A 23,128-nucleotide genomic window follows, 5' to 3' on the forward strand; every position below is an offset into this window, starting at 1 on the left:
AACGCCGGGGCGAAAACCGCCCAGAGGCCTTGTGACGGCGAGAGATTTCATGGTCAGGAAGGGCTTATTGCCGCACCGCCCCTACGGCCACGGGTGAAACATAGCGCGTGGTCGAAATGCCGCCATCCACCGCGATGGTCTGGCCGTTCACGAAGCCCGCGTCCTCGGAAGCGAGGAAAGCGACCATGTTGCCGATATCCGCCGCCGTGCAGTCGCGTTGCAGGGGCGTGAGTTCGTGATTGGTGCGGCGGAAGAAATCCAGATCCCAGAACGCGGTCGTCATCTCGGTACGCACAACCGTCGGCGCAATGTAGTTCGAGCGTATGCCGCGGGGGCCATATTCGGCGGCCAGCGTCTGCATCAGACCGATCTGCCCGGCCTTGACGGCGGAATAGGCACCTCCACCCGGTGTGCCGTAAAGCCCCCAGGTCGAGCCGATGAAGAGGATCGATCCGCCCTCACCCATACGTCCCAAAGCCTCTCGGCAGAGCCGGAACGGCGCGCGGAGGGAAATATCCAGCACTTCGTCGAGCATGAGGTCGGTCGTTTGGTCCACCGGGCCGAAGTTGAAGGATCCCGCGTTGTTGACCAATACGTCCAACTGCCCGAACCGCTCCATCGCGGCCTCCACGATCGCGCTCGGCGCCGTGTCGGCGGTGGCGTCGATGGCGATGAAGGTGAACTCCATGGCCCCCGCCAATCGCTCTTCGAGCGCCTGGAGCTTGTCCGCGTTACGGCCGGTGCCGAGCACTTTCACGCCCCTCGCCCCCAGGGCACGTACGACAGCCTCGCCGATCCCGCCTGCCGCGCCGGTAACGATCGCTACTTTGCCGTGCATTCCGCGCCCCTTGCCTCTTCATGGTCCAGACCGATGCGCGCGTTTGCGGCGCGTTCGGCAATGTCGTTGGCCGCGACGAAACCAAAAGTCATGGCCGGCCCGATGGTGGCGCCTGCGCCGGGATAGCTGTCTCCGAACGGCGTCGCCGCATTGTTGCCGGCTGCGTAGAGACCCGCGATCGGCGTCCCGGCGCCGTCGAGCACCCTGGCCCGCGCGTCGCACTTCAGCCCACCTTTCGTGCCAAGATCGCCGTTATTGATGGGAATTGCATAGAAAGGAGGCTTGTCGATCGGCCCAAGGTTGGGGTTGGGGGCCGAGGACGGGTCTCCGAACGTCCGGTCGTAAGCATTCATGCCGCGCCCGAACTCCGGATCGATGCCACTGCGGGCATAATCGTTCATCGCGGCGATCGTTTGGCGCACCGCGTCGGCCGGCAAATGCGTTCTGGCACAAAGTTCCTCGATCGTATCGGCCCGGAACACGTAATGATCCCACCAGTCGGCCGGAACTTTGTGCTCGGGCGTATGGACCGTGGGCATCAGGCCGCCCGCGCTGAACTTCCTGCGAAACTTCGCATCGAAGATCAGCCAGCAGGGACAGTTGGCGCCGTTCGTCAACTGGTCCCGGACCATCGCCTGGCCGAACTGGTCGTACCCGCAGGCCTCGTCCACGAACCGGCGCCCCAGGCGATTGACCACCACGCTCCACGGACGGCCGACGTCGAAAGCAGCCTGGTGGATCTCATGGAAGTTCGATGCGCCTTTCATCGGCAAGGTCATCGTCGGGATCCACCAGCCCTGCGCGGTATGTTCGGTGGAGGCGCCGATCGCTTCGGCCGCGATCAGCGCCTCCCCGCGATTGCCATCCTCGGGCGTGGAGGAGTGTCGCGTCAGTCCCGGCACCGGGTAGAAACGGTCCCGCAGTGCCTGGTTCCACTCGAAACCGCCCGCCGCCAGGACAACGCCCCGCCTTGCCTGGACGGCGTATCTGCGACCGAAGTTCGAAAGTTCCACTCCGGTGATGCTTCCGCGCTCATCCACCAGCAACCGTTCCAGCTTCGTTTCCAGCCGCAGCTCGACATGTCGTGAGAACAGTTGCTGGAAAATCGCACCCATGAGGGCCGCGCCCTGGGTAAAGCGCCTGTCCCGATGCGATACCTTGCGCGTCGAACGGTCGGCCCAGTATCGGCCGATCATCTTGCCCGCCACCACACGCCAGCCTCGGGACTGCATCATCAGCGCAAAAGTCTCGGTCAGGTCCATCGCATAGCGGCCGAACAGCTTGAAGCGGTTGTATTGCTCTCGCATCAGCGCATAGCGGCCATCGCCCAGTCGTCGCCCGTCGAAAGTCGGCACGATGATCGAACGATCGGCCCGGGCGCCTGGCCGATCGGGGAAGTAGTCCGGCCAGGCCGCCGCCATCACCGGAACCCCGGTGGACCGGAGAAAGCGCAACATCCGCGGCGCCTCATCCACGAATGCCTCCAGCCGCCGGCGATCCACCGGCACTCCAATCACGGAATCGAGATATTCCAGGGCCGATTCCCGACTGTCACCTCTATCCCCCTCCAGCCGGTGATCGGGTATCCACATGACCCCGCCCGACGTGGCCGACGTCCCGCCGAACTTGTGCGCCTTGTCCACGATCAGCACCTTCAGGCCAAGATCGGCACAGCGCAGCGCGGCCATCGCGCCGGCCGATCCCGATCCCACCACTACCACATCGAAGCTTCCGCCATCCTGGACACTGCTGCCGGCTGCCAACCCCCGTCTCCCGAAGCACATGGTTTTCATGCGTCTTATCGCGTCGGCGGCTTGCCCGCGAAATGACCGCCACGGTACAGCGTCTTGCTTGGCCCTGCTCGCGACCAGCCTGCCCTTGCGTCCGGAGCGCGCGGCACGCAGCCCCGCGAACAGGACCGCCAGAGAAAGCCGGGATGATGATGACCGAAAAGACCTTCGTTGCCGCCGCCAAACTCGAAGACGTGCCACCCGGCACCAAGATCGTGGTCGAAGTGAGCGGGATCAGCATGCTAATTTGCAACACGCTCGATCGCATCTTCGCCGTGCGCAACTTGTGCAGTCATGCCTACGAGACGCTCGAATGCGGGCGGATGCGCAACGGCTGGATTTCGTGTCCCGTACACGGCGCCCGGTTCGACCTGGAAACTGGCGCGCCGATCAATCCGCCCGCAACGATGGCCATCGACACTTACGAGGTGCGGATCAGCGGAGAGACGATAGAAGTTGCCATCTAAGTCGGATCGACATTCAGTTCTCGTGGAGCCGAGAAGCGTGATTTTCGAGTATCGGAGCGCAGCGGACTTTCGGTCCGTGAGCACCGAAACGCAGAAAATCGCACTTCGCAGGCCCGCATGGGCTGAATGTCGATTCGACTTGCGATATCGCCGCGGCGACCTACCCCCGTCTGGACGCCCCCACGGCCGGGCGGCAAGGACTAGGCATGACCAACGAAGCCGATCTCGAAGTCCTGCGAGGCGAAGTTCGCGCCTTTCTCGAAGCCGAAGCGCCCTCGGGCTGGCGCGATGCCAGCCGCACGCAGGACGATTTCGTCCGCACCCAGCGGGACTGGTTCGGCAAGCTCGTGCGCGCGGGCTATGCGATCCCGCACTGGCCTGCCGACTATCCGGGTGGAGGCCGCAGCCTGGCCGAGCAGAAAGTGATCTACGAGGAATTGGCCCGCGCCGATTGCCCGCGCCTGCTGCTTTCCTTCGTCTCCACTTATCATGCCTTCGCCACCCTTCACGAATGCGGCAATGCCGAACAGAAGGCGCGCTACCTGCCCAAGATCCTTGAGGGCGAAACCTGGTGCCAAGGCTTCTCCGAGCCTGGAGCGGGATCGGATCTTGCCGCCATCAAGACGCGGGCCGAACGGAAGGGAGACGTCTATGTGGTCAACGGCCAGAAAGTGTGGTCGACCATGGCCCAGTTCGCGGACAAGTGCCTGCTGCTGGCACGCACTTCGTCCGATGGCGTGAAGCAGGCGGGCATCACCTACCTGCTGATGGACATGAAGACCCCCGGCGTTACCGTCCGGCCGATCCACCAGATCCAGGGCGATGAGGAATTCGCCGAAATCTTCCTCGATAACGTCGAGATCCCCGTCTCCGAACGCGTGGGCGAGGAAGGCAAGGGATGGGCCGTGGCGCAGGCTACGCTCGCCTCCGAACGCGGCCTGACACTTATGGAACTGTCCTACCGGATGCGCGGAGCACTGCACCGCGTTGCCAGGCAGATCCGCGATCATGGTCATGAGGACGATCGCGGAATCCTGCGCGATTTCGGTACGCTCGTCACGCAAGTGGACGCCGTCTGCGCGATAGCCGACCAGTTCCTCGACAACCGCATCAACGGCATCGAGCGTATCGGAGACGCCTCCATCGTCAAGAACGCCTATAGCCGCGCGCTGCGGGCCTATTCCGCGTTCGGTTTGCGACTGGGCAACATGGAAGAGCAATACATGGCGCCGATCACCTTCGGAGACCTCAATACCGGTAACTGGATGGCCGATTTCATGAACTCCTATGCCTGGACCATCGCCGGCGGCAGCGAGGAAGTGCAGCGCAACATCATCGCCGAACGCATGCTGGACATGCCGCGCGAGCCGAAGGGGTGGGTGCTGTGATCGAACTCAACGAACTCACCGCCGCCGCGCAGAAGGCTTTTCCAGCCGAAACGCTTTCGCCCGCGCGCGATGAGAGCTGGCTGCTCGCCGCCGAGATGGGCTGGCTGATGGTGCGCCTGCCCGAAGACGACGGCGGGCTCGGTCTCACACGGGAAGCTTCTACCACGCTGCATCTCGAAATGGGCCGCGTGCTTTCACCGATGCCGCTTATCCCCGCGCAACTCGGCCTTCAGGCGATTGCCGCCAGCGAACACTTCAGCGAACGCGCAGTCTGGCTGGAGAGGTTGGCGAGCGGCGATTACGCGCCTCTGCCGATGCTCTCCTCCAGGGTCACGCAGAGTTCTGACAGTGCCGTTTCAGGCACGATATCCGGGGTGTTCGAAGGGGACATGGCAGTGGCCGTGGTGGCGCAGCTTCCCGGCGGCTATGCGCTTGTGCCGCTTGACGCACCCGGCGTCTCGCTCGTCGAACGCCCTGTCTGGGATCCCGGTCGCCGCCTCTTCGACGTCGAACTGGACGGCTTCGTGCCCTCCATGATGCTGACCGACGCAGCCGGCGCCGCGATCCTGCATGATCGGCTTTCCGGCGAGGCGCAACTCGCCCTTGCCGCCGACTGCATCGGAGCTGCCGGTGCAGCACTGGACATGACCATCGAATACATGAAAGTCCGCCGTCAGTTCGACCGTCCCATTGCGCTGTTCCAGGCCCTGAAACATCGCGCGGCCGACATGAAGACGCGCATCGTCGTGGCCGAGGCCCTCCTGTGGAAACGGGTGCGGGACGAAAATGCAAGCGTGACCGAGCTTGCCGCCGCCAAGGTTCTCGCCGCGGAAGCCTTCCGTTTCGTGACGGAGGAAATGGTCCAGCTTCACGGCGGCATCGGCTTGACCGACGAGCATCCGTGCCATCGGTTCCTGAAACGGGCACTGCTGAACCAGCAACTCTGCGGCAATGCCGACCTCTGGAACGAGCGCGTGGGACGCGAAGCTCTCGCCTGAAACGCGCCGGGCTTGCGCAACCTGGGAGGGCTGGCAACAGTTGGGGTTCTTCGAAGTCCCCGAGGAGCCGTCCCGAGATGAGCGAGCCCAATAGCGTAACCGCCCACGTCAAAGCGAATATCGTTCTCTACGGCGCGCTCGCCGCCAATCTCGGCATTGCCGTCGCCAAGTTCGTGGCAGCGGGGATCAGCGGCTCGTCCTCGATGCTCACCGAAGGCGTCCACTCGCTAGTGGACAGCGGCAATCAGGTGCTGCTGCTCTACGGCCAGAAACGCGCCAGCCGTAAGCCGGACCCGACGCACCCCTTCGGCTATGGGCGCGAGCTTTACTTCTGGGCTTTCGTGGTCGCCATCCTGATTTTCGCGATCGGGGCCGGCGTGTCGATCTACGAAGGCTTCGTCCACATTCAACAGCCGCAGGCGATCGCGGACCCCACGCTCAACTACATCGTCCTGGGCGTCGCATTCGTGATGGAAGGCGCCTCATGGGCCATCGCCGTGCGCGAATTCGATCGCAGTCGCGGCGAACAGACATGGTGGCAGGCGATCCACCGTAGCAAGGATCCGCCAGGCTTTATCGTGCTGTTCGAGGACAGCGCCGCACTGATCGGTCTGGTGATTGCCGCCGTTGGCGTCTGGGCCTCGATCCACTTCGCGGACCCGCGCATCGACGGCGTGGCGTCGGTGCTGATCGGCTGCGTATTGGCAGGCGTCGCCGTGCTGCTGGCCCGGGAATCCAAGGAACTCCTGATCGGCGAGGCGGCCGACCCGGTGCTCATCGCCCGTATTCGCGATATGCTGGACCGGCACCCGCGCATCGATGCGGTGAACCACATTCGCACCATCCACACGAGCCCGCAGGCGATCTTCGTCGCCATCAGCGCCGATTTCGACGACAACCTCAGGATGGGCGACGCCGAAACGCTGATCGAGGAACTGGAAGGCCGGATGAAGGTCCTCTCCCCATGGATCACCTCGATCTACATTCGCCCCGAAAAGCGGGCCGATGCGATGGTCTGGTAAGTGCCGCAAAAAGGCCTCCGTATCGCTACGGAGGCCCTTAAAAACCGCATAGCTCGGGCTGATCCCGAACGTGCGGGCTTCAACTCATCGCGACGAGACGCTGCGCTTCGGCAATGATCTCCGGCGGCTGCACGAGGAAGGCATCTTCCAGCTTCTTCGCGAAGGGCACCGAGCAGTAAGGCGCGCCAAGGCGACCTACCGGGGCCTTCAGCTTGCCGAACAGGTGCTCCTGCGCGGTAGCGGCGATTTCCGCACCCGGTCCGAAGTTGCGGCCGGCCTCGTGAACCACCAGCAGACGCCCGGTCTTCTCGGCCGAAGTCAGCACGGTTTCCTTGTCCCACGGCGAGATCGTACGAAGATCGATGACCTCCACCGAAACGCCCGCCTTGGTGAGTTCCTCATAGGCCTGCATGACGGTGAACATCATCTGGCCATAGGAAACGATGGTGATGTCACTGCCCGGCGCCACGATGTTGGCCTTGCCGAGCGGGATCGGTCCCTGGTTGACCGGCACGTCCATCGGCACGAACAGGGTCTTGCCGCTTTCGACGATGATCACCGGATCCGGGTCCTGGATAGCCGAAAGGTACAGGCCCTTGAAATCCGCCGGGGTCCAGGGGATCACCACCTTGATGCCGGCGGTATGGCAGAACCATGCCTCATAGAAGTCGGCGTGCTGACCGGCGGTCTGATTGCCCGCGCCGGTCAGGGTGCGGATCACCATAGGTACCTGGCTCTGGCCGCCCGACATGAAACGCAGCTTGGCCGCATGGTTGACGATCATGTCCATGGCGACGGTCGTGAAGTTCATCAGCATGATCTCGGCCACGGGCTTGTAGCCACCCATGGCCGCGCCGATGGCCGCGCCGATGATCGCCTGTTCGGAGATCGGCGTGGAGCGCACGCGCATCGTGCCGAACTTGGTCGAGAGCCCGCGCGTGACGCCGACGACGCCGCCGCCCTCGTTGTCCGCGATGTCCTCGCCAAGGACGAGAACCTTGGGATCGGCCTCCATCGCTTCCATCAGCGCGGCGTTGATGGCCTGAAGGCCGTTCATCTTCACGGTCTCGACGACCGGTGCATCAAGGGTATCGGTGCTCATGCCCACATCTCCTTGGCCGGAATCTCTTCAGCAAAGACGTCTCGGCGCAGTTCGTCGTCGGACGGGTATTCGCAGGCCATCGCGAACTCGATGGCGTCGTTCACCTCTTCCTCGATCCTTGCCGTCAGCGCGTCGAGTTCCGCAGCGGTGGCAACCCCGTCGTCGATCAGCTTCTGGCGGAACTTCGGCAGCGGATCGTCCGCCATGGCTGCCGCTTTCTCTTCCTTGGTCATGTAGGCGTCGTTGTCTCCGAAAACATGGCCCATGAATCGGAAGGTCTTGCATTCCAGCAGGGTCGGCCCCTCGCCCGCCCGCGCGCGCTCGATGGCGGCATGGGCGTGGGCGTAGACGTCAAGCGGGTCGTTGCCGTCCACCGTGTAGCCCGGCATTCCGTAGCCGATCGCGCGCTTGGAGATCTGGTCCACCGAAGTGCCGTTCTCGTAGCGGGTATGCTCGGCGAAACCGTTGTTCTGGCATACGAAGATCACCGGCAGCTTCCACACCGAAGCCAGGTTCAGCGCCTCGTGGAACGCGCCGATGTTGCTGGCGCCGTCGCCGAAATAGGCGACCGTCACTTGCTTGGTCCCATCGAGCAGGGCCGCCCACCCGAACCCGTTCGCGATCGGCATCGACGATCCGACGATGCCCGTGGTGACCATCACGCCCGTTTCCGGGTGAGTGAGATGCATCGGGCCACCCTTGCCCTTGCAGGTGCCGTCCACGCGGCCGCAGATTTCGGCCCAGAGCGGCCGCAGCGGCATGTCCTTGGCCACCATGTCGTGAATGCCGCGATAGATCGTGCAAATCTTGTCGTCGTCGTTCAGTAGCACCGATATGGATGAGGGAATGCATTCCTGCCCCCGCGCCGAGTAATAGGGCGCCGTGATGCGGCCTCGGCGGATTTGCGTGCGGGTGGCGTCGTCATTCCGTTCGATCCGGATCATCCGGCGATAGATGTCGAGCTGCGTCTTGGCATCCGGGGATGCTCGGTTCTCCAGTGTCTGGCTCATGTGTCCTCTCTCGAACAGCCTCTCCCGCGCATGCGAACAGTGCGGGCTGAACTCAAGTTCAGTACCCCAAGCCCACCTTCACGCAAGAGGAGGGCGGACCGCCTCGGCGGTATCCGCAGCCAGGCGGGCCACTGCCAGTGCGCGAACTTCGCTTGACTTCACCTTTTCGTTGCCGGTTACGGCATAGTCCTCCTCCCGAAAGAACAGCACCCGGCGAGGGATCTTGAAACTGGCGATTTCGGCCTTGCAGCGCGCGACCACGGTAGCTTCGTCAAGCTTCGCCCCATCGATCGGGACGATGCAGGCGACCACCATCTCTCCCAGCAGATCGTCCGGCACACCCACCGTCTGGGTGCGCTTCACCCCCGGAATTCGGGCGATGACTTCATCCACCTCGACCGGAGCGACATTGGCGCCACCGGTCTTGATCATCTCGGTCATGCGCCCCTCCCAGAAGAAGCGCCCTGCCGCATCGACCCGTCCGGCATCGCCCGTACAGAAGAAACCCTCCTCGTCGAAGCATTCCTCCGGCGCCTTGCCCAGGTAGCCCGACATCAGCGTCGGCCCCTTGATGCACATCTCCCCGACCGTTCCGACCGGCACCACGCGCCGCGATATCGGCTCGACGATCTTTAGGACGTTCCCCGGCAAAGGCGCTCCGAACGATCCTTCGAACCCGCCTTGTGGATCATCCGCGACGAACGACGTGCAGATCGTCATGGTTTCCGTGCAACCGTAGGACATCGGTACTTCCCAGTCCGTCGCAACGCTGGGATGCTGCCGGACCAGTTCTCCGCGCGGCACGTACCTCACGCTGGAAAGGTCGGCCCCCGGCCAACGCGCGGAACCCTGGAGCCGCGCCCATTGATGCGGCCGCCCATTAAGAAAAGTGACGCGTTCCCGTTCGATCAGGTCCAACGCCTCGTCCGCATCGAACAGGCGTTGAAGGATCACGGCCCCGCCCGTCGAAAAAGCCGCGCCCACGACCATGGAAACGTTGCCCGACCAGAAGAACCCGTTCCCGGTCCAGCTGCGCACCGGCTCATGCATCGCGAAAAGACGCGGCCAGCGCCACCACTGCACGGCGATGGCGCGCTGCGAATGGACGATGCCCTTGGGCAGGCTGGTGGTGCCTGACGAGAAGAAGATGCCACCGGTATCCGCAGGATGAACGCCCTCGCTCCGCGTCAGGACGACTTCCGGTGGGATGGCCGCACCGCGGGAGAGAAACCTTTCCCATGTCTCCACCGCGCCGCTAACCTCACCTGCGGGTTGTCCTTCCCGGTCGGGAACATCGCCCAGCGAGACCAGTCTCCTGAGATAGGGAAAATGCATAGAGGCCAGGGAACCGGGGCGTCCTTGCACGATCGCCGGATCGATTTCGGCGAGCATGGCGCCGAAATCCTTCTTGAGTACCTGGCGCTCGAACAGCAGCGTGGAAACCTGGGAGGCGCCCAACAGATGATCCAGCTCCGATGGCGTCGAGAAAGTGCTGAGCGCAACGGGCACGCCGCCTGCGAGAGCCGTGCCGAACAGGCTGGAAAGAAACTCCGGCCGATTGGTCATCAATATGCCGACCCGTTCGCCTTTGGCCGTTCCACAGCCCACGAGCGCGCGGGCGACAGCCATCGCGCGTTCCATCAGATCGTCGTAGCTCCAGGAAATCCGGCACGCGCCCTGCCGCAGCACCACCGCCTCGCGCGGGCCGTATCGTGCCACGACTTCGCGCAAATAGCCGGCGATGGTCTGCGCGCCTTGCCCGGGCTCTTCGTCAAGCCGGGGACCGAAGACGATCGAAGGGGCGGTCATCGGCGGCTTTTCTCCATGGTTCTGGTCCCGGACTTGCGCGGCTGTTCTCGACCCTGGCCTAGCAGCGCCGGTTGCGCGCCGAAACAGGCGGCTCGCCGCTTTGGCGCGACAGTCACGCTCGCTCGCCTCTGGAGGCAAAGCCATCGCCCCGGCGAGCCGGGCCATGCTGCGTAGCCCGTGGCAAGGCGATAGAATTTTCCGAAACAGGAGACAGCCATGAGCTATATGAAGCAGGCGACGATCCTCACGGGTCACGGCATCGACACTATCGCCATCGGCAAAGTCCCTGTCCCCCAACCCGGGCCCGGCGAGGCGCTCGTGCAATTGACGGCGGCAACGCTCAATTATCGCGACATCATCGTCGCCCTCGGCCTCATTCCCGGCTTGGGAAAGGAGCCGGACGTCGTGCCGCTCTCTTGTGCGGCGGGTGAAGTCGTGGCCGTGGGGCCAGGTGTCGTGCGCGTGGCAAAGGGAGCACGGGTGACGCCGATCTTCGCGCCATTCTGGCTGACTGGTTCGAAACCCGACCCGCGCATGTTGGGCGGCCCGATTGACGGCGTGGCGCGCCAGTTCGTAGTCTGCGATGCCGAAAGCCTGGCGCTGCTTCCGGATGAACTGAGCGACCTGGAAGGCGCGACGCTGCCATGCGCGGCCCTCACCGCATGGTCGGCGCTCACCGCCCTCCGGCCGACCGGCGCCCAGGACTGGATACTGGCGCACGGCACCGGCGGCGTGGCCATTGCGGCCCTTCAGCTGGCCAAGGCCATGGGCGCGAAAGTGGCGGTGACATCCTCGTCCGATGCCAAGCTGGCGCGGGCCCGCTCGCTGGGCGCCGACCTCTGCATCAATTATCGCACGACGCCCGACTGGGCTGGGGAACTACGCAAGGCCCTGGGCGATCGGCCGATCGCCAACGTGATCGACACTGTCGGCGCGAGCCAGTTCGACGACAATGCCGCGCTGATCAAGGAAGGCGGGCAATTGTCCGGCATCGGCATGCTCGGTTCCGAATTCAGTTGGACGCGCGGCTCACCGGACGTGAAGCTGGCCCCGATAAGCGTCGGAAATCGCGAGCAACACGAGGCGATGACTGCGTTCATCGTGCGACATAGCATCCGCCCGGTGGTGGACGTCGTTTACGATCTCGATCGTCTGGCGGATGCCTATCGACATCTCGCCAGCGGTCGCTTCTTCGGCAAGATCGGCGTCAACCTGCGCTGAGCGGCGATCAGCGTCTTTGGCAGCTCAGACCTGATTGCCCAATCCGGCCGCATGCCTGGCGGCAAGCCAGCCGAACGTCATCGACGGCCCCACGCTGGCACCTGCCCCCGGATAGACCCGCCCCATCGGCGATGCCGTGCTGACGCCGCAGGCATAGAGCCCCTCGATCGGCGAACCGTCCGCCCTGAGGACGCGGGAATCGCTGTCGCAGACCACCCCGCCATATGTGCCGACATCGCCGGGCACGATCGGGATCGCATAGAACGGGCCCTTCTCGATCGTTCCCATGCAGGCGTTGGGACCATCCTTGAAGAAAGGATCGCCCAGCCAGTTGTCATAAGCGCGTTCCCCGCGATGGAAGTCCTCGTCTCGGCCGCCCTGCACGAACCCGTTCCAGCGTTCTATCGTCGCCGCCAGCGCTGCTTCGGGAACGGAAATCTGCCTTGCAAGCTCCTGCACGCTGTCAGCCTTGTACATCCAGCCCGAGGCCAGCCAGCGGCTCATGTTCTTCTTCGCCATGCCTTTGCCGGCCACGGCATATTCGTCCATGTACTGCTGGTCCATGATCGCCCAGCTCGGGATCGCGGGAACCGTGCGGTTGCGTTGCAGCATGTTTTCGCAGAACTCTTCATAGGAGCCCCCCTCGTTCATGTAGCGGACGCCCGTCTGGTCGACCTGGATCGCGTGGGGTTTGCCGGTGGTGCTCTGCGTGCCCGGCTTGACGTAGTCGGTATCCCAACCCGGCGCCTCGGACATCTGGAAGCCGACCATCTGGTCCATCTGCGCCAGCACCGCGCCGTGGCGTTCCAGTTCCACGTGCATGTCGCCGGTATCGCTTTCGATCCCGTTCGACCATGCGGCACGCGTGCCGGGCATGTACCTGTCACGCATCGCCTGGTTCTGCGAGAAGCCGCCAGCATTCATCAGCACGCCCAGCCGCGCTTCGACGCGCCAGGGCTTGCCGTCCCTGACGGTTTCCACGCCCATGGCGCGGCCGTTCTCGACGATGGTGGCGGTAACCGGACTGTCCGTCCGGATCTCCGCCGCCTGTCGGTCCATCACGGCCTTCAGCATCCGCCCCTGGAGGGCCGCCCCGGCCGTGACCCAGTGTTTGCCGGTCAGCTTGCCGGCGACGATCTTCACCGCCGTCTTCAGCAGCAACTTCTTGATCGCCCAGGAATGCTTGGCAAAGGGCAGCTTCATCCCGTCGTCCAACCGCACCGGGACTTCCGCGAAGCCCTGCCGCAATTTGCCGGCCCAGGCCTTGCCCAGCAGGTTCTTGTCGAACGGTACCGCCGTCACCGTACGGCTCGTCTTCACGCCGCCGGGAAGTTCGTCGTAATAATCGGGCCAGAACCGGGAGCCCCGCTCCATCTCCACACCTTGCGAAACGATGAAGTCCAGCATCTTCGGCGCCTCTCGGGCATAGGCCCGGCGCCGTTCGGGACTCGTGCCGGGGCTGTTCGCGCCATCGGGCACCACCGCGTCAAGGTATTCGCAAGCCTTCTCGAAACTGTCCTCGCCGGGGTCCATGAAGCGGTTGTTGGGAATCCACATGACGCCGCCCGACTTCGCCGTGGTGCCGCCGACCCAGGGCGACTTTTCCAGAATGAGCACGGACTTCCCCGCCTGCTTCATCAGCAGCGCCGAAGCCATCGAACCCGCGCCGCTGCCAACGACCACCCAGTCGAAGCTCTCGTCGAACCGCGCCATTGTCATGTTATCTCTCCCTGCCCCCGCGCGTGAAACCGCTTGCGCGGAACCGATCGCCCGGATTTCGCCCGGATTTCGATGACCCCGCCATTCGGGTGTTCAGCGAGATAGAACGGACTTGCGCAAGGTTGGCAAGGCGTTCGGCCCGGACCGCCCCCGCCGGACACAAGGTTTCGCCCCGGCGAATGGTTATCCCTTTGGCGATTGGCCCCTGCCCTCCGCGCCCCGCGCCGACTATGACTGCCGAATTCATCGACTGGCGAAATTACCGGGAGATTGCCGAAAATGAGCGATACGCCGCCACTGCCGAACCTCAACACCATCGCCATGGCGCGTGAAGGACGCTTGCTGCGGATCACTCTGAACCGTCCTGATGCGATGAACGCCGTAAACCTCCAGCTTCATGACGACCTTGTAGAGGCGCTATGGTTCGCTCAAGGCGATCCGGAATCCGACGTGATCGTGCTGACCGGCGCAGGTCGCGCGTTTTCGGCGGGCGGCGATCTGGATCACATAGAGCACAATGCCCGCAACCCGCATCTGTTCGATCATGAAGCCCGTATCGCCAAACGGATCGTCGCCACCCTGCTGGACATCGACAAGCCGGTGATCTGCCGCATGAACGGGCACGCGGTCGGCCTGGGCGCAACGCTGGCCCTGCTGTGCGACGTGATCTTCGCCGCGAAGGGGGCGAAGATCGGCGATCCCCACGTCGGCCTGGGCCTCGTCGCGGGAGATGGCGGAGCGGTTATCTGGGCGCAACGCATCGGCCTTACCCGCGCGAAGGAATATTTGCTCACGGGAGAACTCCTGACCACCGAAAAGGCAGCCGAGATCGGACTGGTGAACCATTGCGTTCCGGCCGAAGACCTCGATGCCCGCGTGGATGCGTTCTGCGAGAAAATGCTTTCCGGCGCGATGGCGGCGATCCGGGCCACCAAGGTCTTGACCAACCTCGAACTGAAGCGCCTAGCCACGGCCCTGATGGACGCGGGCATCGCTTATGAAAGCGTTTCCGTCCGCAGCGCGGATCATCTGGAAGGTATCGCCGCCCTCCGGGAGAAGCGGCCGCCCCGCTTCATCGGCCGCTAGGACGGCGGCCCACCGGCCGATTATGTGCTACCCGGCCGGTACTACCCGATCGCCGCGCTCGGTGAAAAGCGCAGTGTAGCAGGTGGCCATGTCCTGCGCATCGCTAGGCGTCAGTTCGCCCGCAGCCGTCGCCTTGCCGATCGCCCCCAGCAGAGCCATCGGATCTTCCGTCTCGATGTCATAGATGGCCAGGTACGGATTGCTGTCGTCGCCCACCAGCCGGGCCACGAGTTCATAGCGCTGGGCACCGTTCATGCCGAAGGTGTTCACCAGTTCCGGCAGATGATTGTTGTCGTACCAGTGATGATAATCGTCCTCCCGCCCCGGCTTGGGGGTAGTGAGGGCGATCAGCTTGAACTTGCCCATGTCTCTCTCCGGTTCCGCCGACTGCGCCGGCCTCGTGGCAGCTTCGGTCAGTCACGCAGCGCGGCGCAAGGCCGCCGCAAGGCCACCGCGCAGACATCGCCTCCGCGTCGTGACGATCCGGTGGCGGCTCTATTGAAGGAGCAGGCTCGCGCTGGACAATTCCACGAAAGCCTCGTCCGCCGCGCCCTGCCCATCACACACTGCAAGCTCCGCCCCACAATCGCCCCGGTAATCGCCCCTATAATCACGGGGATTTGCCCCGAACACCCGCTTGAACATGCGGCTGAAATGCGCGGGGCTCTTGAAGCCCACGCCATAAGCGATCTCGCTGATCGAGATGTCGCGCGGGTCGGTCCTGCCAAGCCAGTCCCTCGCCTTCGCCAAACGCTGATCCCATACCAGCTCGGAGAAGGACGTTTCGCGAAGCCGCAGCAGAAACGAGAGATAGCGCGGCGAAATGCCGCAGCCCCTGGCCACCATCGCCGTGGAGAGTTGCGGATCCGACAGGTGCACCTCGATAAAGCGAAGCACTTCCTCCAGCCGGCGATCGGCGATCGACTGGCGACAAGGCCGCTGTTCGTCCAGCGAGCGCAGGGCATTGGCGATAAGGGCGATCGCCGTATCCACCAGCAAGCGCGCAGAGGGATCGCCCAATCGCCCGTCGTCCGAGAAGACCTCGCTCAACATGCGCTCGGCCATGCCGAGTTCGGGGCCGAGTTCGGGCCGCCCGCCCGTCATGTGCAGCCCCGCATCCATATCCTGCCCGATGTGCGAGCGCAGCACATGGGTGGGGACCGTGACGTGAAGGCTTTCATGAACCTCGTCCCCGTCGGTCCTGCACTCGATCAGGAAGGGCGACATCGAGCGCGTGACCATGAGATCGCCCGGCCGCGCCACCTTGCCGCCGAACTGGTTCGAAAAGGCAAGGACGCCGCGCCGTACGAACCAGATAATGGAAAGGTCGGTCGCGTCCTCGCGAATATGCCGGCGAGAGCGGCGAAAGAACAGATTGCTCGCCGAGCGTTGCCGGATGATCGACATGGCGCCAACCGCCTTGCGCTCCGACCGGACATCGACATTGGGTGCATCTTCCACCCAGAACTCGCCGCGATAGTATTCCTGCTGACGATCGCCTCTGAACACCTGCTGGCAATCACGGAAATTGCGCCTGTCGAGCGCGAACAAGGTTTCTGCCATCACCCTCTCCCCGGGTATGAGCGCCGGGTCGAGCCCGGCCCGTGCCCCGCCGGTTGCGACCGGTCTGTGAGCCTCGAACAAGTTACCACCGACCCGCGCGATCATTTCCGCTTATCGTGCACGGCGATCTGCACTCCGTGCAGATATCGCTCCGGCGCGAAATCACAGCCGATGCGAACGACACCGCGCGGGCTCGATCAGTTGCCGGCGCCGCTTCTCCCTTTCTTCGAAAGGCGCCACTCCGGCGGGTAGTTGGCATCGTGCGCCTTCACCACGTTGCTGATCCCTTGCCGGAAGGTGGAATCCTTGCCGAGGTTCACATCCGAGGCACCGTCGTCCTTCATCAGCGGCAGCATGCCTTCCAGCCAGCCGGTGAGCAGGCTGCCCATGTATTCGCCGCGATACTGCTTGTAGGCCTCGATGAAGGTCTTCTGCGCCACGACGACGTCGGTGGGGCGGGTTATGGAGCAGGCATGGGCATACTTGGCCGTTTCCGCTTCCAGCTTGTCGCGCGCGACCACCGAGTTGACGAAGTTGCAGCCTTGCATCTCTTCAGCCGTGAACGGACGCCCGGTGAAGAGCATTTCGGAGAAGCGGCGCAGGCCCACCATTTCCAGCCACTGCCACATGCGCGGCCCCCAGCCGGCATAGCGAAACGAAGGATGCCCGAACAAGGCGTCGTCGGAGGAGACGATGATATCGGCATCGGCGCATTGGTAGAAATGCCAGCCGTAACAATAGCCCTTGGCCTCGACGATCGAGATCTTCTTGAATTCCTGAAGCGGCCGGTTTCCCGATCGGGCCTTGGCATAATAGTCCGTCAGTCCGTGAAGATAGCGGAAAGACCCCGGCGGAGGATACTTCACATCCGGATCGTCGATTTCCAGGTCTGTAAGGAAACCGTCTCCCGGCGCGGGGTTGAGGTAGAGATCGCCATGCTCGTCCAGGTCGCCTCCGCTGCCCAGGTTGTCGCCCTCTCCGCGGATCACAAGCACTTTCACGTCGTCGTCGATGTTGGCTTTGAATACGAGTTCGCCGAAGCGTGCCCGCATGCCGATGGTCGCGGTGTTGTGCTTGTCAGGCCGGCTGAGCGTGATCGTGGCAATCCTGGTCGCCTTGTCCTTCTCGTAGAGGACGTGCTCCTCGGCCACTTTCTTGTGGTCGGCCATCGTCTTCATGACGCTCTCCCCGCTTTTTGCGCTTTTCGTTCCGTTCGCCGCACTGCGATCGCCGGCTCGTCCGAGTGCTGCCACAGGCAAGTGGAGGGGTATTGGCATTACGCGCGGCGCTCTCGATATTGGATGCCGGGCGCCGAGGCGAAAACGTCACGGAGGAGAGGATCGGGACCGGATATGGACTCACACCAGGACAGCTTCTTCAGTCTCGACGGCCCGCTCGACGTCGCGCCCGTGGGCGGACAAGTGCGCGCCGCCAACTTTGCCGGTCTCGCGAAAATGGCGCGCAGCCATGGCCGCGATGCGCGCGGCATCGTCGAACGCCATGGAATGGACGCCCATGTCCTCGTCGATCCCGAAAGCCTCGTCGCCCCGCAGCAGGTGGCCGACACGTTCGAATATTGCAGCACGATCTTCGACGACCCGCTGTTCGGTCTTCGCTTCGGCTCGATGCAGGATCCTGAGGTTTTCGGCTGCGTAACCGCGCTTTGCCGCTCGGCGCCGACGGTTCGGGCCGGCATCCGCTGCCTGATAGATTTCCTGCCGGTCGTCCATGCGCCCGACAGCGAGGTGCTGCTGATCGAAGGACGCGACACTGCCGAACTGACCTGGATGGTCAATGCCGACATGGGCGTGAACGATCAGGCGAACTACCAGGCCGCCATGCTCAACCTCAAGCTGCTCCAGTCGATCGGCGGACCAGCCTTCAAGCCAAGCTGGATCAGTCTTTCAGCCGAACCCCGCAAGAGCGACCTGCCGGAAATCGAGAACATGCTGGGCTGCAAGGTGATCCGCCAGGCCAGCCGCAATTCGGTGGCCTTCCCGGTCCGAGCGTTGGAACAGCCCGTGCCGAGCGCCAACCGGCTGCTCTACAAGTTGCTCGGTTCCTATCTCCAGCGAGTAAAATCGGCGCATAGCCCTTCGCTGGTCGAACGGGTGGAGAGCTATATTCGCGGTTCGCTGGCTTCCGGCGGCTGCTCGATCGAACGCTGCGCCGAGAAGACGGGGATGTCCGTGCGCACACTTCAGTCCCGGCTTGCAGGCGAAAGCGTGCGGTTCTCGGAAATGGTAGAGAAGCAACGGGAAACCCTGGCCCGCGCTCATCTGGCCGACCGCCGCCTGTCTCTCGACGAAATCGCGGATCGGCTCGGCTACGGCGAACAGACGAGCTTCGGTCGCGCATTCAAGCGCTGGACCGGAATGACGCCGCAGCAGTTCCGCTTCCACCATTGATATCCCGCTTTTTCGGGAATTTTCCCGGCGGCGCCAGTTCTCTCCCGCCGTTTGCTCAGGCGCCCTGCTTCTGCATCCGCGCTGCGCGATCGCCGTCTTCATGGCGCATGAACATCTTCATGATGTCTCCGGAGGTCACCGGCCGGGTCTCTCCGTGATCGACCGGACGCTCACCCGCCGAGGACTTCGGCCTGGTATCGACGCCGGCAGCCCTGGCCTTCTCGCGCAAGGCCCCCACCGTCAGTTGCTCTCGCGTGAAGTGCCGGAACGGGTCGAAGCGGAACCAGCGCATTGCGTTACCGTGGGTGATCTTGTCGATCTGTTCCTCGGTCAGGTGATTGATCGAGGGCCAGAGATGCTCCGGCACTTCCGGCCAGAGGGTATCGGAATGCGGATAATCGCATTCGTAGGCGATATTGTCTTCACCGATGAAGCGGATGTTCTGTAGGCCGAAAGCATCATCGATGAAGCAGTTGAGGAAGTGCCGTCTGAACATTTCGCTCGGCTTCATCTTCTGGAAACGCGAATTCGTCCAGGCCTTGTGCCGCCAGTTCGAAAAGTCCGCGCGCTCGGTGAAATAGGGCACCCAGCCGATCGAGCCTTCCGAAAGCGCAATGCGCATATCCGGGTATCGATGCAGGGCCTCAAGCTGAAGCCAGTCCGAAGCGGCATAGGCGATCGACATCGGCATCGTCGATATCCAGGCCTCGATCGGCGTTTCCATCGAGGCATGCGGCGCCGGATTGCCGCCGCCGATGTGCAGGCAGATCGTCATGTCGAGATCGTTGATCGCCTTATAGAACGGATCCCAATAGGAATTGTGGATCGAAGGCAGCCCCTGGCACGTCGGATTCTCGCTGATCGAGACTGTGTGGCAGCCCTTTTCGGACACGCGCTTCAGTTCGTTCACGGTCGCGTCCATGTCCCAGGTGGGAACGATCGCGCAGGAAATGAAGCGCCCCGGATAGGCGGCGCACCATTCGTCGATGTGCCAGTCGTTATAAGCGCTCATGTGGACTTTCGCGAGATCGCGATCGGGCACGCGATGAAGGCGTCCGCCTGCAAAGTCGAACACCGAGCCGAAGTTCAGCGAGGCGGCGACGCCGTTGACGTCCATGTCCTTCACGCGCTCGTGTACGTCGTAGCAACCGGGGCGGAGCTGATCGAGCGAGGTCGGCTCCATGCCATATTCCTCGAAGGGCCGGCCGACCACGGCATTGAGGCCCACCGATGGGAACTCCATGCCCTGGTAGACCCACAGATCCTTGCCGTTCGCGTCCTGGATCAGTTTCGGCGCGCTTTCCAGGGCCGCGCCCGAGAGATGCTTGTCGAACAGGTCGGGCGGCTCGCTGATATGATCGTCCACGCTGATCAGAACCATGTCGTTCATCTGCATAGCCACTCTCCCACGAGCGCCGGCCCCACTCTGACGGGACGAGGTCCGGCGGCGCATCTTATTCGATGCCCTGTCGCACAAGACTATGCCTCCGCGTCCCGCCCCGCCAGCACGAAGGCGACGACCGGGAGAGCGACACCAAGCTATCGCGCCCGCGATTGCGTGACCGCCACGATTGAACGGCATCGCGAGGTATGATCAGGACCGGAAAACGCAAAGATTAAGACGCGCGGGGAAGCCTGAACCATGAACTTCGATCTTACCGACGAACAGTCGATGATGCGCGACACTTTCGCGCGCTTCCTCGACGAGCATTCCAGCCCCGCGCGCGTCAGGAAGGCCCTGGACGCCAACGGCTTCGATGCCGCGCTCTGGTCGGGACTGGCAGAACTCGGCGCCTTTGCCATGCGCGTTCCGGAAGAAGCCGAAGGCATGGGCCTGGGCCTGTTCGATGCGGGCGTGCTGATGGAGGAGGCCGGCCGCACGCTTGCCTCCGGTCCCCTGGCCGAAGCCCTCGTGGCGACACGTCTGCTGGGACTTCTCGGCGGCGCCGAGGAGCTTCTTGCAGGCGCCATCGGCGGCGAAGCGGTGGTGACGATCGCCATGCGCGATATTGCCGAATTCCCCCGGCAATGGGTTGCTGGCGGTCTGGTCGCAGACGCGGTGATCGCGCGCCGTGGCGCCGATATCGTGTTGGTCGCCGTTCCGGCCGAAGCCCGCCACGCCGAGCCCAGTCTGGCCACGACCGCGATCGCCGAGCTCGATCTGGCAGCGCTTCCCGTCACGGTCCTCGGAAGTGGAGAAGAGGCACTGGCCGCCTTTGAGGCCGGGCTTGAGGAATGGAAGCTGCTGATGGCTCTGGCGCTGTCCGGCCTCGCCCGCGCCGCGCTGACGATGGCGGCGGACTATGCGGGCGAACGCAAGGCTTTCGGCGTGTTCATCGGCACGTTCCAGGCCCTGTCGCATCCCATGGCGGACCTGATCTGCGAGATCGATTCGGCCAAGTTCCTGGCGTGGAAGGCCATGCGCTCGATTGCCGATGCAGAGGCCGCGGCCGGGGCGCAAGTGTCGCTGGCGGCTTGGTATGCTTCGAGTGCAGCGGGCCGCACGGTGCGTCACGCGGTGCAGACCTTCGGCGGCATCGGCCTCACCACCGAGCACGACGTCCACCTCTACAACTTGCGCGCCAAGGCCTGGCCGCTGGTAGCGGGCGATCCCGAGGACTGGCTGGCCGAAGCCGGTCGCCGGCTCTACGCGGGCGAAAAAGCCAGCCTTCCCGATGTGGGCGAGGTTCCGGTGGAGTTCGACCTGGGCGAGGATGCCCGTGCGATCCAGCAGGAAATCCACGACTTCTTCGCCGCGAACGTAACGGACGAGCAGCGCGAGAAATTCCACTTCTCCTGGGAAGGCCACAATCCCACGATCCACAAGCAGCTGGTCCAGGCAAACCTCGCCTATCTCCAGCTTCCCAAGGATGTCGGCGGGCGCGGCCTCAGCCCCTACGCCGTCACCGGCGCGCGGGACGCTTTCGAGGAAGAGCACTGGAACAACCCGGTCGCCAACGTCGCCCAGATGGTGGCGCTCATCATGTACCGCTTCGGTACCGAGGAACTGAAGCGCGACGTGCTGTCCAAGGTCATGGCCGGCGATGCGATCTGTTCGCTGGGCTATTCGGAACCGGGCTGCGGCTCCGACGTCTTCGCCGCGCAGTGCAAGGCGACGCAGCTCGAGGACGGCTCCTGGCGGATCGACGGCACCAAGATGTGGACGAGCGGCGCGAATCTCACCGATTACGTGCTGATGCTCTGCCGTACCGATCCCGATGCGCCGAAGCACAAAGGGCTGACGATGTTCATCGTGCCGCTGAAGGCCGAAGGCGTTACCGTGCAGGCCGTCCATACCTTCATGGACGAGCGCACGAACATCACCTTTTACGACAATGTAAATATCCCGGACACCTGGCGCCTGGGCGAGATCAATGCCGGTGGCCGCACGATGGCGGCGAGCCTCGAACTGGAACACGGCGGCGGCTTCGCGAAAGTGCAGCGTGCGATGCTGGAGAACGCCGTCGAACTCTGCGGGGAAATCCCGGTGGCCGGGGGCGGTAAGCTGATCGATACCCCCAAGGCCCAGACGCGGCTCGCGCGCACTTACGCCCATGTGCTCGCTTCCGAACTGATCGCCTACCGCGCCAACTGGACGCAAGTCCATGGCAAGGGGAACGGCGCCTATGGCCCCATGGCCAAGATGTTCTCGTCCGAACTGTTCATTACCGATTCGCGCGATCTGCTCGACCTGACCGCACCCTATTCGCTGTCCAAGCGCAAGGGCGCGGCCAATGCGCTCAACCTCGCCTATCGCCATGCGCACGGCACGACCATTTACGGAGGCACCAGCCAGGTCCATCGTTCGATGATCGCCGAAAAGGGCCTCGGCCTGCCGCGATCGCGCAACTGAGGGGAATGAAGATGACGGAAGAAGCCCCGCAGCTGCTGACCGAAGAAGTGGACGGCATTCTTGTCGCCACGCTCAACCGGCCCGACAAGCTCAACGCGATCAGTCGCCAGATGATGGACCTGCTCACCGAGGCTGTGCTCCACTTTCGTGAGACGCCCGAACTGAAGGTAATGCTGATCCGTTCGGCGGGCCGCTATTTCAGTTCCGGCGCGGACTTGCGCGGCGGCAACCAGAACATCGTTTCGCCCACTTCAACCGGCGGCAGCGCGCGGGCCATTCGCGAGAACCACCGGCTCAACCTCAACAACATGCAGCAGCTGTGGGACGAGATCGAGCATATCGAGAAGCCCTTCGTCGTCGCCCACCACGCCATGTGCGTGGGCGGAGGACTGGAGATGAGCCTCTCCTGCGATTTCCGCCTGGCCGCGAAAAGTGCCGCTTATGCCTTTCCGGAAGGGCTGTTCGGCGTGCTGCCCGCCTCAGGTGGTGTCTCGCGGCTCACCCGCATCTGCGGTCCGCACTGGGCGCGCTGGCTGATCATGGCGAACAAGCCCGCGCCCGCGGACATGGCGCTAACCATGGGCCTGGTCCATCAGGTCTATGAAGACGAAACCTTCGAGACGGACGTCATGGACTTCTGCCGACATCTGGCCCGGCAGAACCCCGAGCAGATGGGCGCCGCCAAGGTCGCCATCGAACTCTGCGCCGAAGTCGGCCGCGATAGCGCCCGCCATGTCGAGCGGATGGCCAACAGCGCGCTGATGCTCAACCCCGACTATATACGGGGTATGGAAGAATATCTGAAAGGCGTCGGCGGCAAGGGCAAAGCCTGACGCCGAAGAGGTAAACGGGGC

19 protein-coding genes are annotated in these 23,128 nt (G+C 63.7%); 9 read left to right on the forward strand and 10 right to left on the reverse strand.

The window, feature by feature from the left end:
* Positions 1-64: 64 nt before the first annotated feature.
* Both RT424_RS13130 and RT424_RS13135 read right to left on the reverse strand, forming a co-directional pair.
* The gene (locus tag RT424_RS13130; RefSeq protein ID WP_313438808.1) at positions 65-838 is read right to left on the reverse strand and encodes an SDR family oxidoreductase; all 774 of its coding nucleotides are present in this window, start codon (positions 836-838) and stop codon (positions 65-67) included.
* Positions 823-2,601, reverse strand: coding sequence for an FAD-dependent oxidoreductase (locus RT424_RS13135; RefSeq protein ID WP_313438810.1), 1,779 nt, complete (start codon positions 2,599-2,601; stop codon positions 823-825). The genes RT424_RS13130 and RT424_RS13135 overlap by 16 nt, the downstream gene beginning before the upstream one ends.
* A 179-nt stretch (positions 2,602-2,780) precedes the next feature.
* On the opposite strand from RT424_RS13135, the gene RT424_RS13140 reads away from it, so the two are divergent.
* The 4 genes from RT424_RS13140 (at position 2,781) to RT424_RS13155 (ending at position 6,503) form a co-directional block, all read left to right on the forward strand.
* Positions 2,781-3,095: a Rieske 2Fe-2S domain-containing protein gene (locus tag RT424_RS13140; protein WP_313438886.1), complete on the forward strand. Its 315-nt coding sequence runs from the start codon at positions 2,781-2,783 to the stop codon at positions 3,093-3,095.
* A gap of 206 nt (positions 3,096-3,301) precedes the next feature.
* Positions 3,302-4,483 carry an acyl-CoA dehydrogenase family protein gene (locus tag RT424_RS13145; RefSeq protein ID WP_313438813.1) on the forward strand — a complete coding sequence of 394 codons (1,182 nt, stop codon included), beginning with the start codon at positions 3,302-3,304 and terminating at the stop codon, positions 4,481-4,483.
* Positions 4,480-5,481, forward strand: a complete 1,002-nt coding sequence (locus tag RT424_RS13150) for an acyl-CoA dehydrogenase family protein (protein ID WP_313438816.1) — start codon at positions 4,480-4,482, stop codon at positions 5,479-5,481. The genes RT424_RS13145 and RT424_RS13150 overlap by 4 nt, the downstream gene beginning before the upstream one ends.
* 77 nt (positions 5,482-5,558) lie before the next feature.
* Positions 5,559-6,503, forward strand: a complete 945-nt coding sequence (locus tag RT424_RS13155; protein ID WP_313438819.1) for a cation diffusion facilitator family transporter — start codon at positions 5,559-5,561, stop codon at positions 6,501-6,503.
* 79 nt (positions 6,504-6,582) lie between these two features.
* Here the strand turns inward: RT424_RS13155 and RT424_RS13160 are convergent, their stop codons facing one another.
* The 3 genes from RT424_RS13160 to RT424_RS13170 all read right to left on the reverse strand — a co-directional run bounded on the left by RT424_RS13160 (position 6,583) and on the right by RT424_RS13170 (position 10,424).
* Positions 6,583-7,605: a transketolase C-terminal domain-containing protein gene (locus RT424_RS13160; protein ID WP_313438821.1), complete on the reverse strand. Its 1,023-nt coding sequence runs from the start codon at positions 7,603-7,605 to the stop codon at positions 6,583-6,585.
* Complete coding sequence (locus RT424_RS13165; protein ID WP_313438824.1) at positions 7,602-8,615, reverse strand: thiamine pyrophosphate-dependent dehydrogenase E1 component subunit alpha; 1,014 nt, start codon at positions 8,613-8,615, stop codon at positions 7,602-7,604. Before RT424_RS13165 ends, RT424_RS13160 begins: the two co-directional genes overlap by 4 nt.
* Positions 8,616-8,693: 78 nt before the next feature.
* Complete coding sequence (locus RT424_RS13170) at positions 8,694-10,424, reverse strand: class I adenylate-forming enzyme family protein (protein ID WP_313438827.1); 1,731 nt, start codon at positions 10,422-10,424, stop codon at positions 8,694-8,696.
* Positions 10,425-10,640: 216 nt separating this feature from the next.
* Between RT424_RS13170 and RT424_RS13175 the strand changes: the two genes are divergently transcribed.
* Positions 10,641-11,645: an NAD(P)-dependent alcohol dehydrogenase gene (locus RT424_RS13175; RefSeq protein WP_313438830.1), complete on the forward strand. Its 1,005-nt coding sequence runs from the start codon at positions 10,641-10,643 to the stop codon at positions 11,643-11,645.
* A gap of 24 nt (positions 11,646-11,669) precedes the next feature.
* Here RT424_RS13175 and RT424_RS13180 read toward each other — a convergent pair whose 3' ends face one another.
* Positions 11,670-13,364 (reverse strand): FAD-binding protein, encoded by a 1,695-nt coding sequence (locus RT424_RS13180; protein ID WP_313438833.1) that lies wholly within the window; start codon positions 13,362-13,364, stop codon positions 11,670-11,672.
* 279 nt (positions 13,365-13,643) lie between these two features.
* Here RT424_RS13180 and RT424_RS13185 point away from each other — a divergent pair, with 279 nt between their 5' ends.
* Positions 13,644-14,450: an enoyl-CoA hydratase-related protein gene (locus tag RT424_RS13185; RefSeq protein ID WP_313438836.1), complete on the forward strand. Its 807-nt coding sequence runs from the start codon at positions 13,644-13,646 to the stop codon at positions 14,448-14,450.
* Positions 14,451-14,477: 27 nt separating this feature from the next.
* Here the strand turns inward: RT424_RS13185 and RT424_RS13190 are convergent, their stop codons facing one another.
* The 3 genes from RT424_RS13190 to RT424_RS13200 form a co-directional block, all read right to left on the reverse strand.
* A complete protein-coding gene (locus RT424_RS13190) occupies positions 14,478-14,816 on the reverse strand; it encodes a DUF4286 family protein (protein WP_313438839.1) in 339 nt (112 codons plus the stop codon).
* Between the two features lie 129 nt (positions 14,817-14,945).
* Positions 14,946-16,013: an AraC family transcriptional regulator gene (locus RT424_RS13195; RefSeq protein WP_313438841.1), complete on the reverse strand. Its 1,068-nt coding sequence runs from the start codon at positions 16,011-16,013 to the stop codon at positions 14,946-14,948.
* Between the two features lie 197 nt (positions 16,014-16,210).
* Complete coding sequence (locus RT424_RS13200; RefSeq protein ID WP_313438843.1) at positions 16,211-17,191, reverse strand: enoyl-CoA hydratase/isomerase family protein; 981 nt, start codon at positions 17,189-17,191, stop codon at positions 16,211-16,213.
* Between the two features lie 174 nt (positions 17,192-17,365).
* Between RT424_RS13200 and RT424_RS13205 the strand changes: the two genes are divergently transcribed.
* Positions 17,366-18,421 (forward strand): AraC family transcriptional regulator ligand-binding domain-containing protein, encoded by a 1,056-nt coding sequence (locus RT424_RS13205; RefSeq protein WP_313438846.1) that lies wholly within the window; start codon positions 17,366-17,368, stop codon positions 18,419-18,421.
* A gap of 55 nt (positions 18,422-18,476) precedes the next feature.
* Here RT424_RS13205 and RT424_RS13210 read toward each other — a convergent pair whose 3' ends face one another.
* Positions 18,477-19,802 carry an amidohydrolase family protein gene (locus tag RT424_RS13210; RefSeq protein ID WP_313438849.1) on the reverse strand — a complete coding sequence of 442 codons (1,326 nt, stop codon included), beginning with the start codon at positions 19,800-19,802 and terminating at the stop codon, positions 18,477-18,479.
* A gap of 261 nt (positions 19,803-20,063) precedes the next feature.
* Here RT424_RS13210 and RT424_RS13215 point away from each other — a divergent pair, with 261 nt between their 5' ends.
* Both RT424_RS13215 and RT424_RS13220 read left to right on the forward strand, forming a co-directional pair.
* Complete coding sequence (locus RT424_RS13215) at positions 20,064-22,274, forward strand: acyl-CoA dehydrogenase (RefSeq protein WP_313438852.1); 2,211 nt, start codon at positions 20,064-20,066, stop codon at positions 22,272-22,274.
* An 11-nt stretch (positions 22,275-22,285) separates the two neighbouring features.
* The gene (locus RT424_RS13220) at positions 22,286-23,107 is read left to right on the forward strand and encodes an enoyl-CoA hydratase/isomerase family protein (protein ID WP_313438854.1); all 822 of its coding nucleotides are present in this window, start codon (positions 22,286-22,288) and stop codon (positions 23,105-23,107) included.
* Positions 23,108-23,128 lie beyond the last annotated feature (21 nt).

The organism is Novosphingobium sp. (genome assembly GCF_032093395.1).
Lineage (GTDB): Bacteria > Pseudomonadota > Alphaproteobacteria > Sphingomonadales > Sphingomonadaceae > Novosphingobium.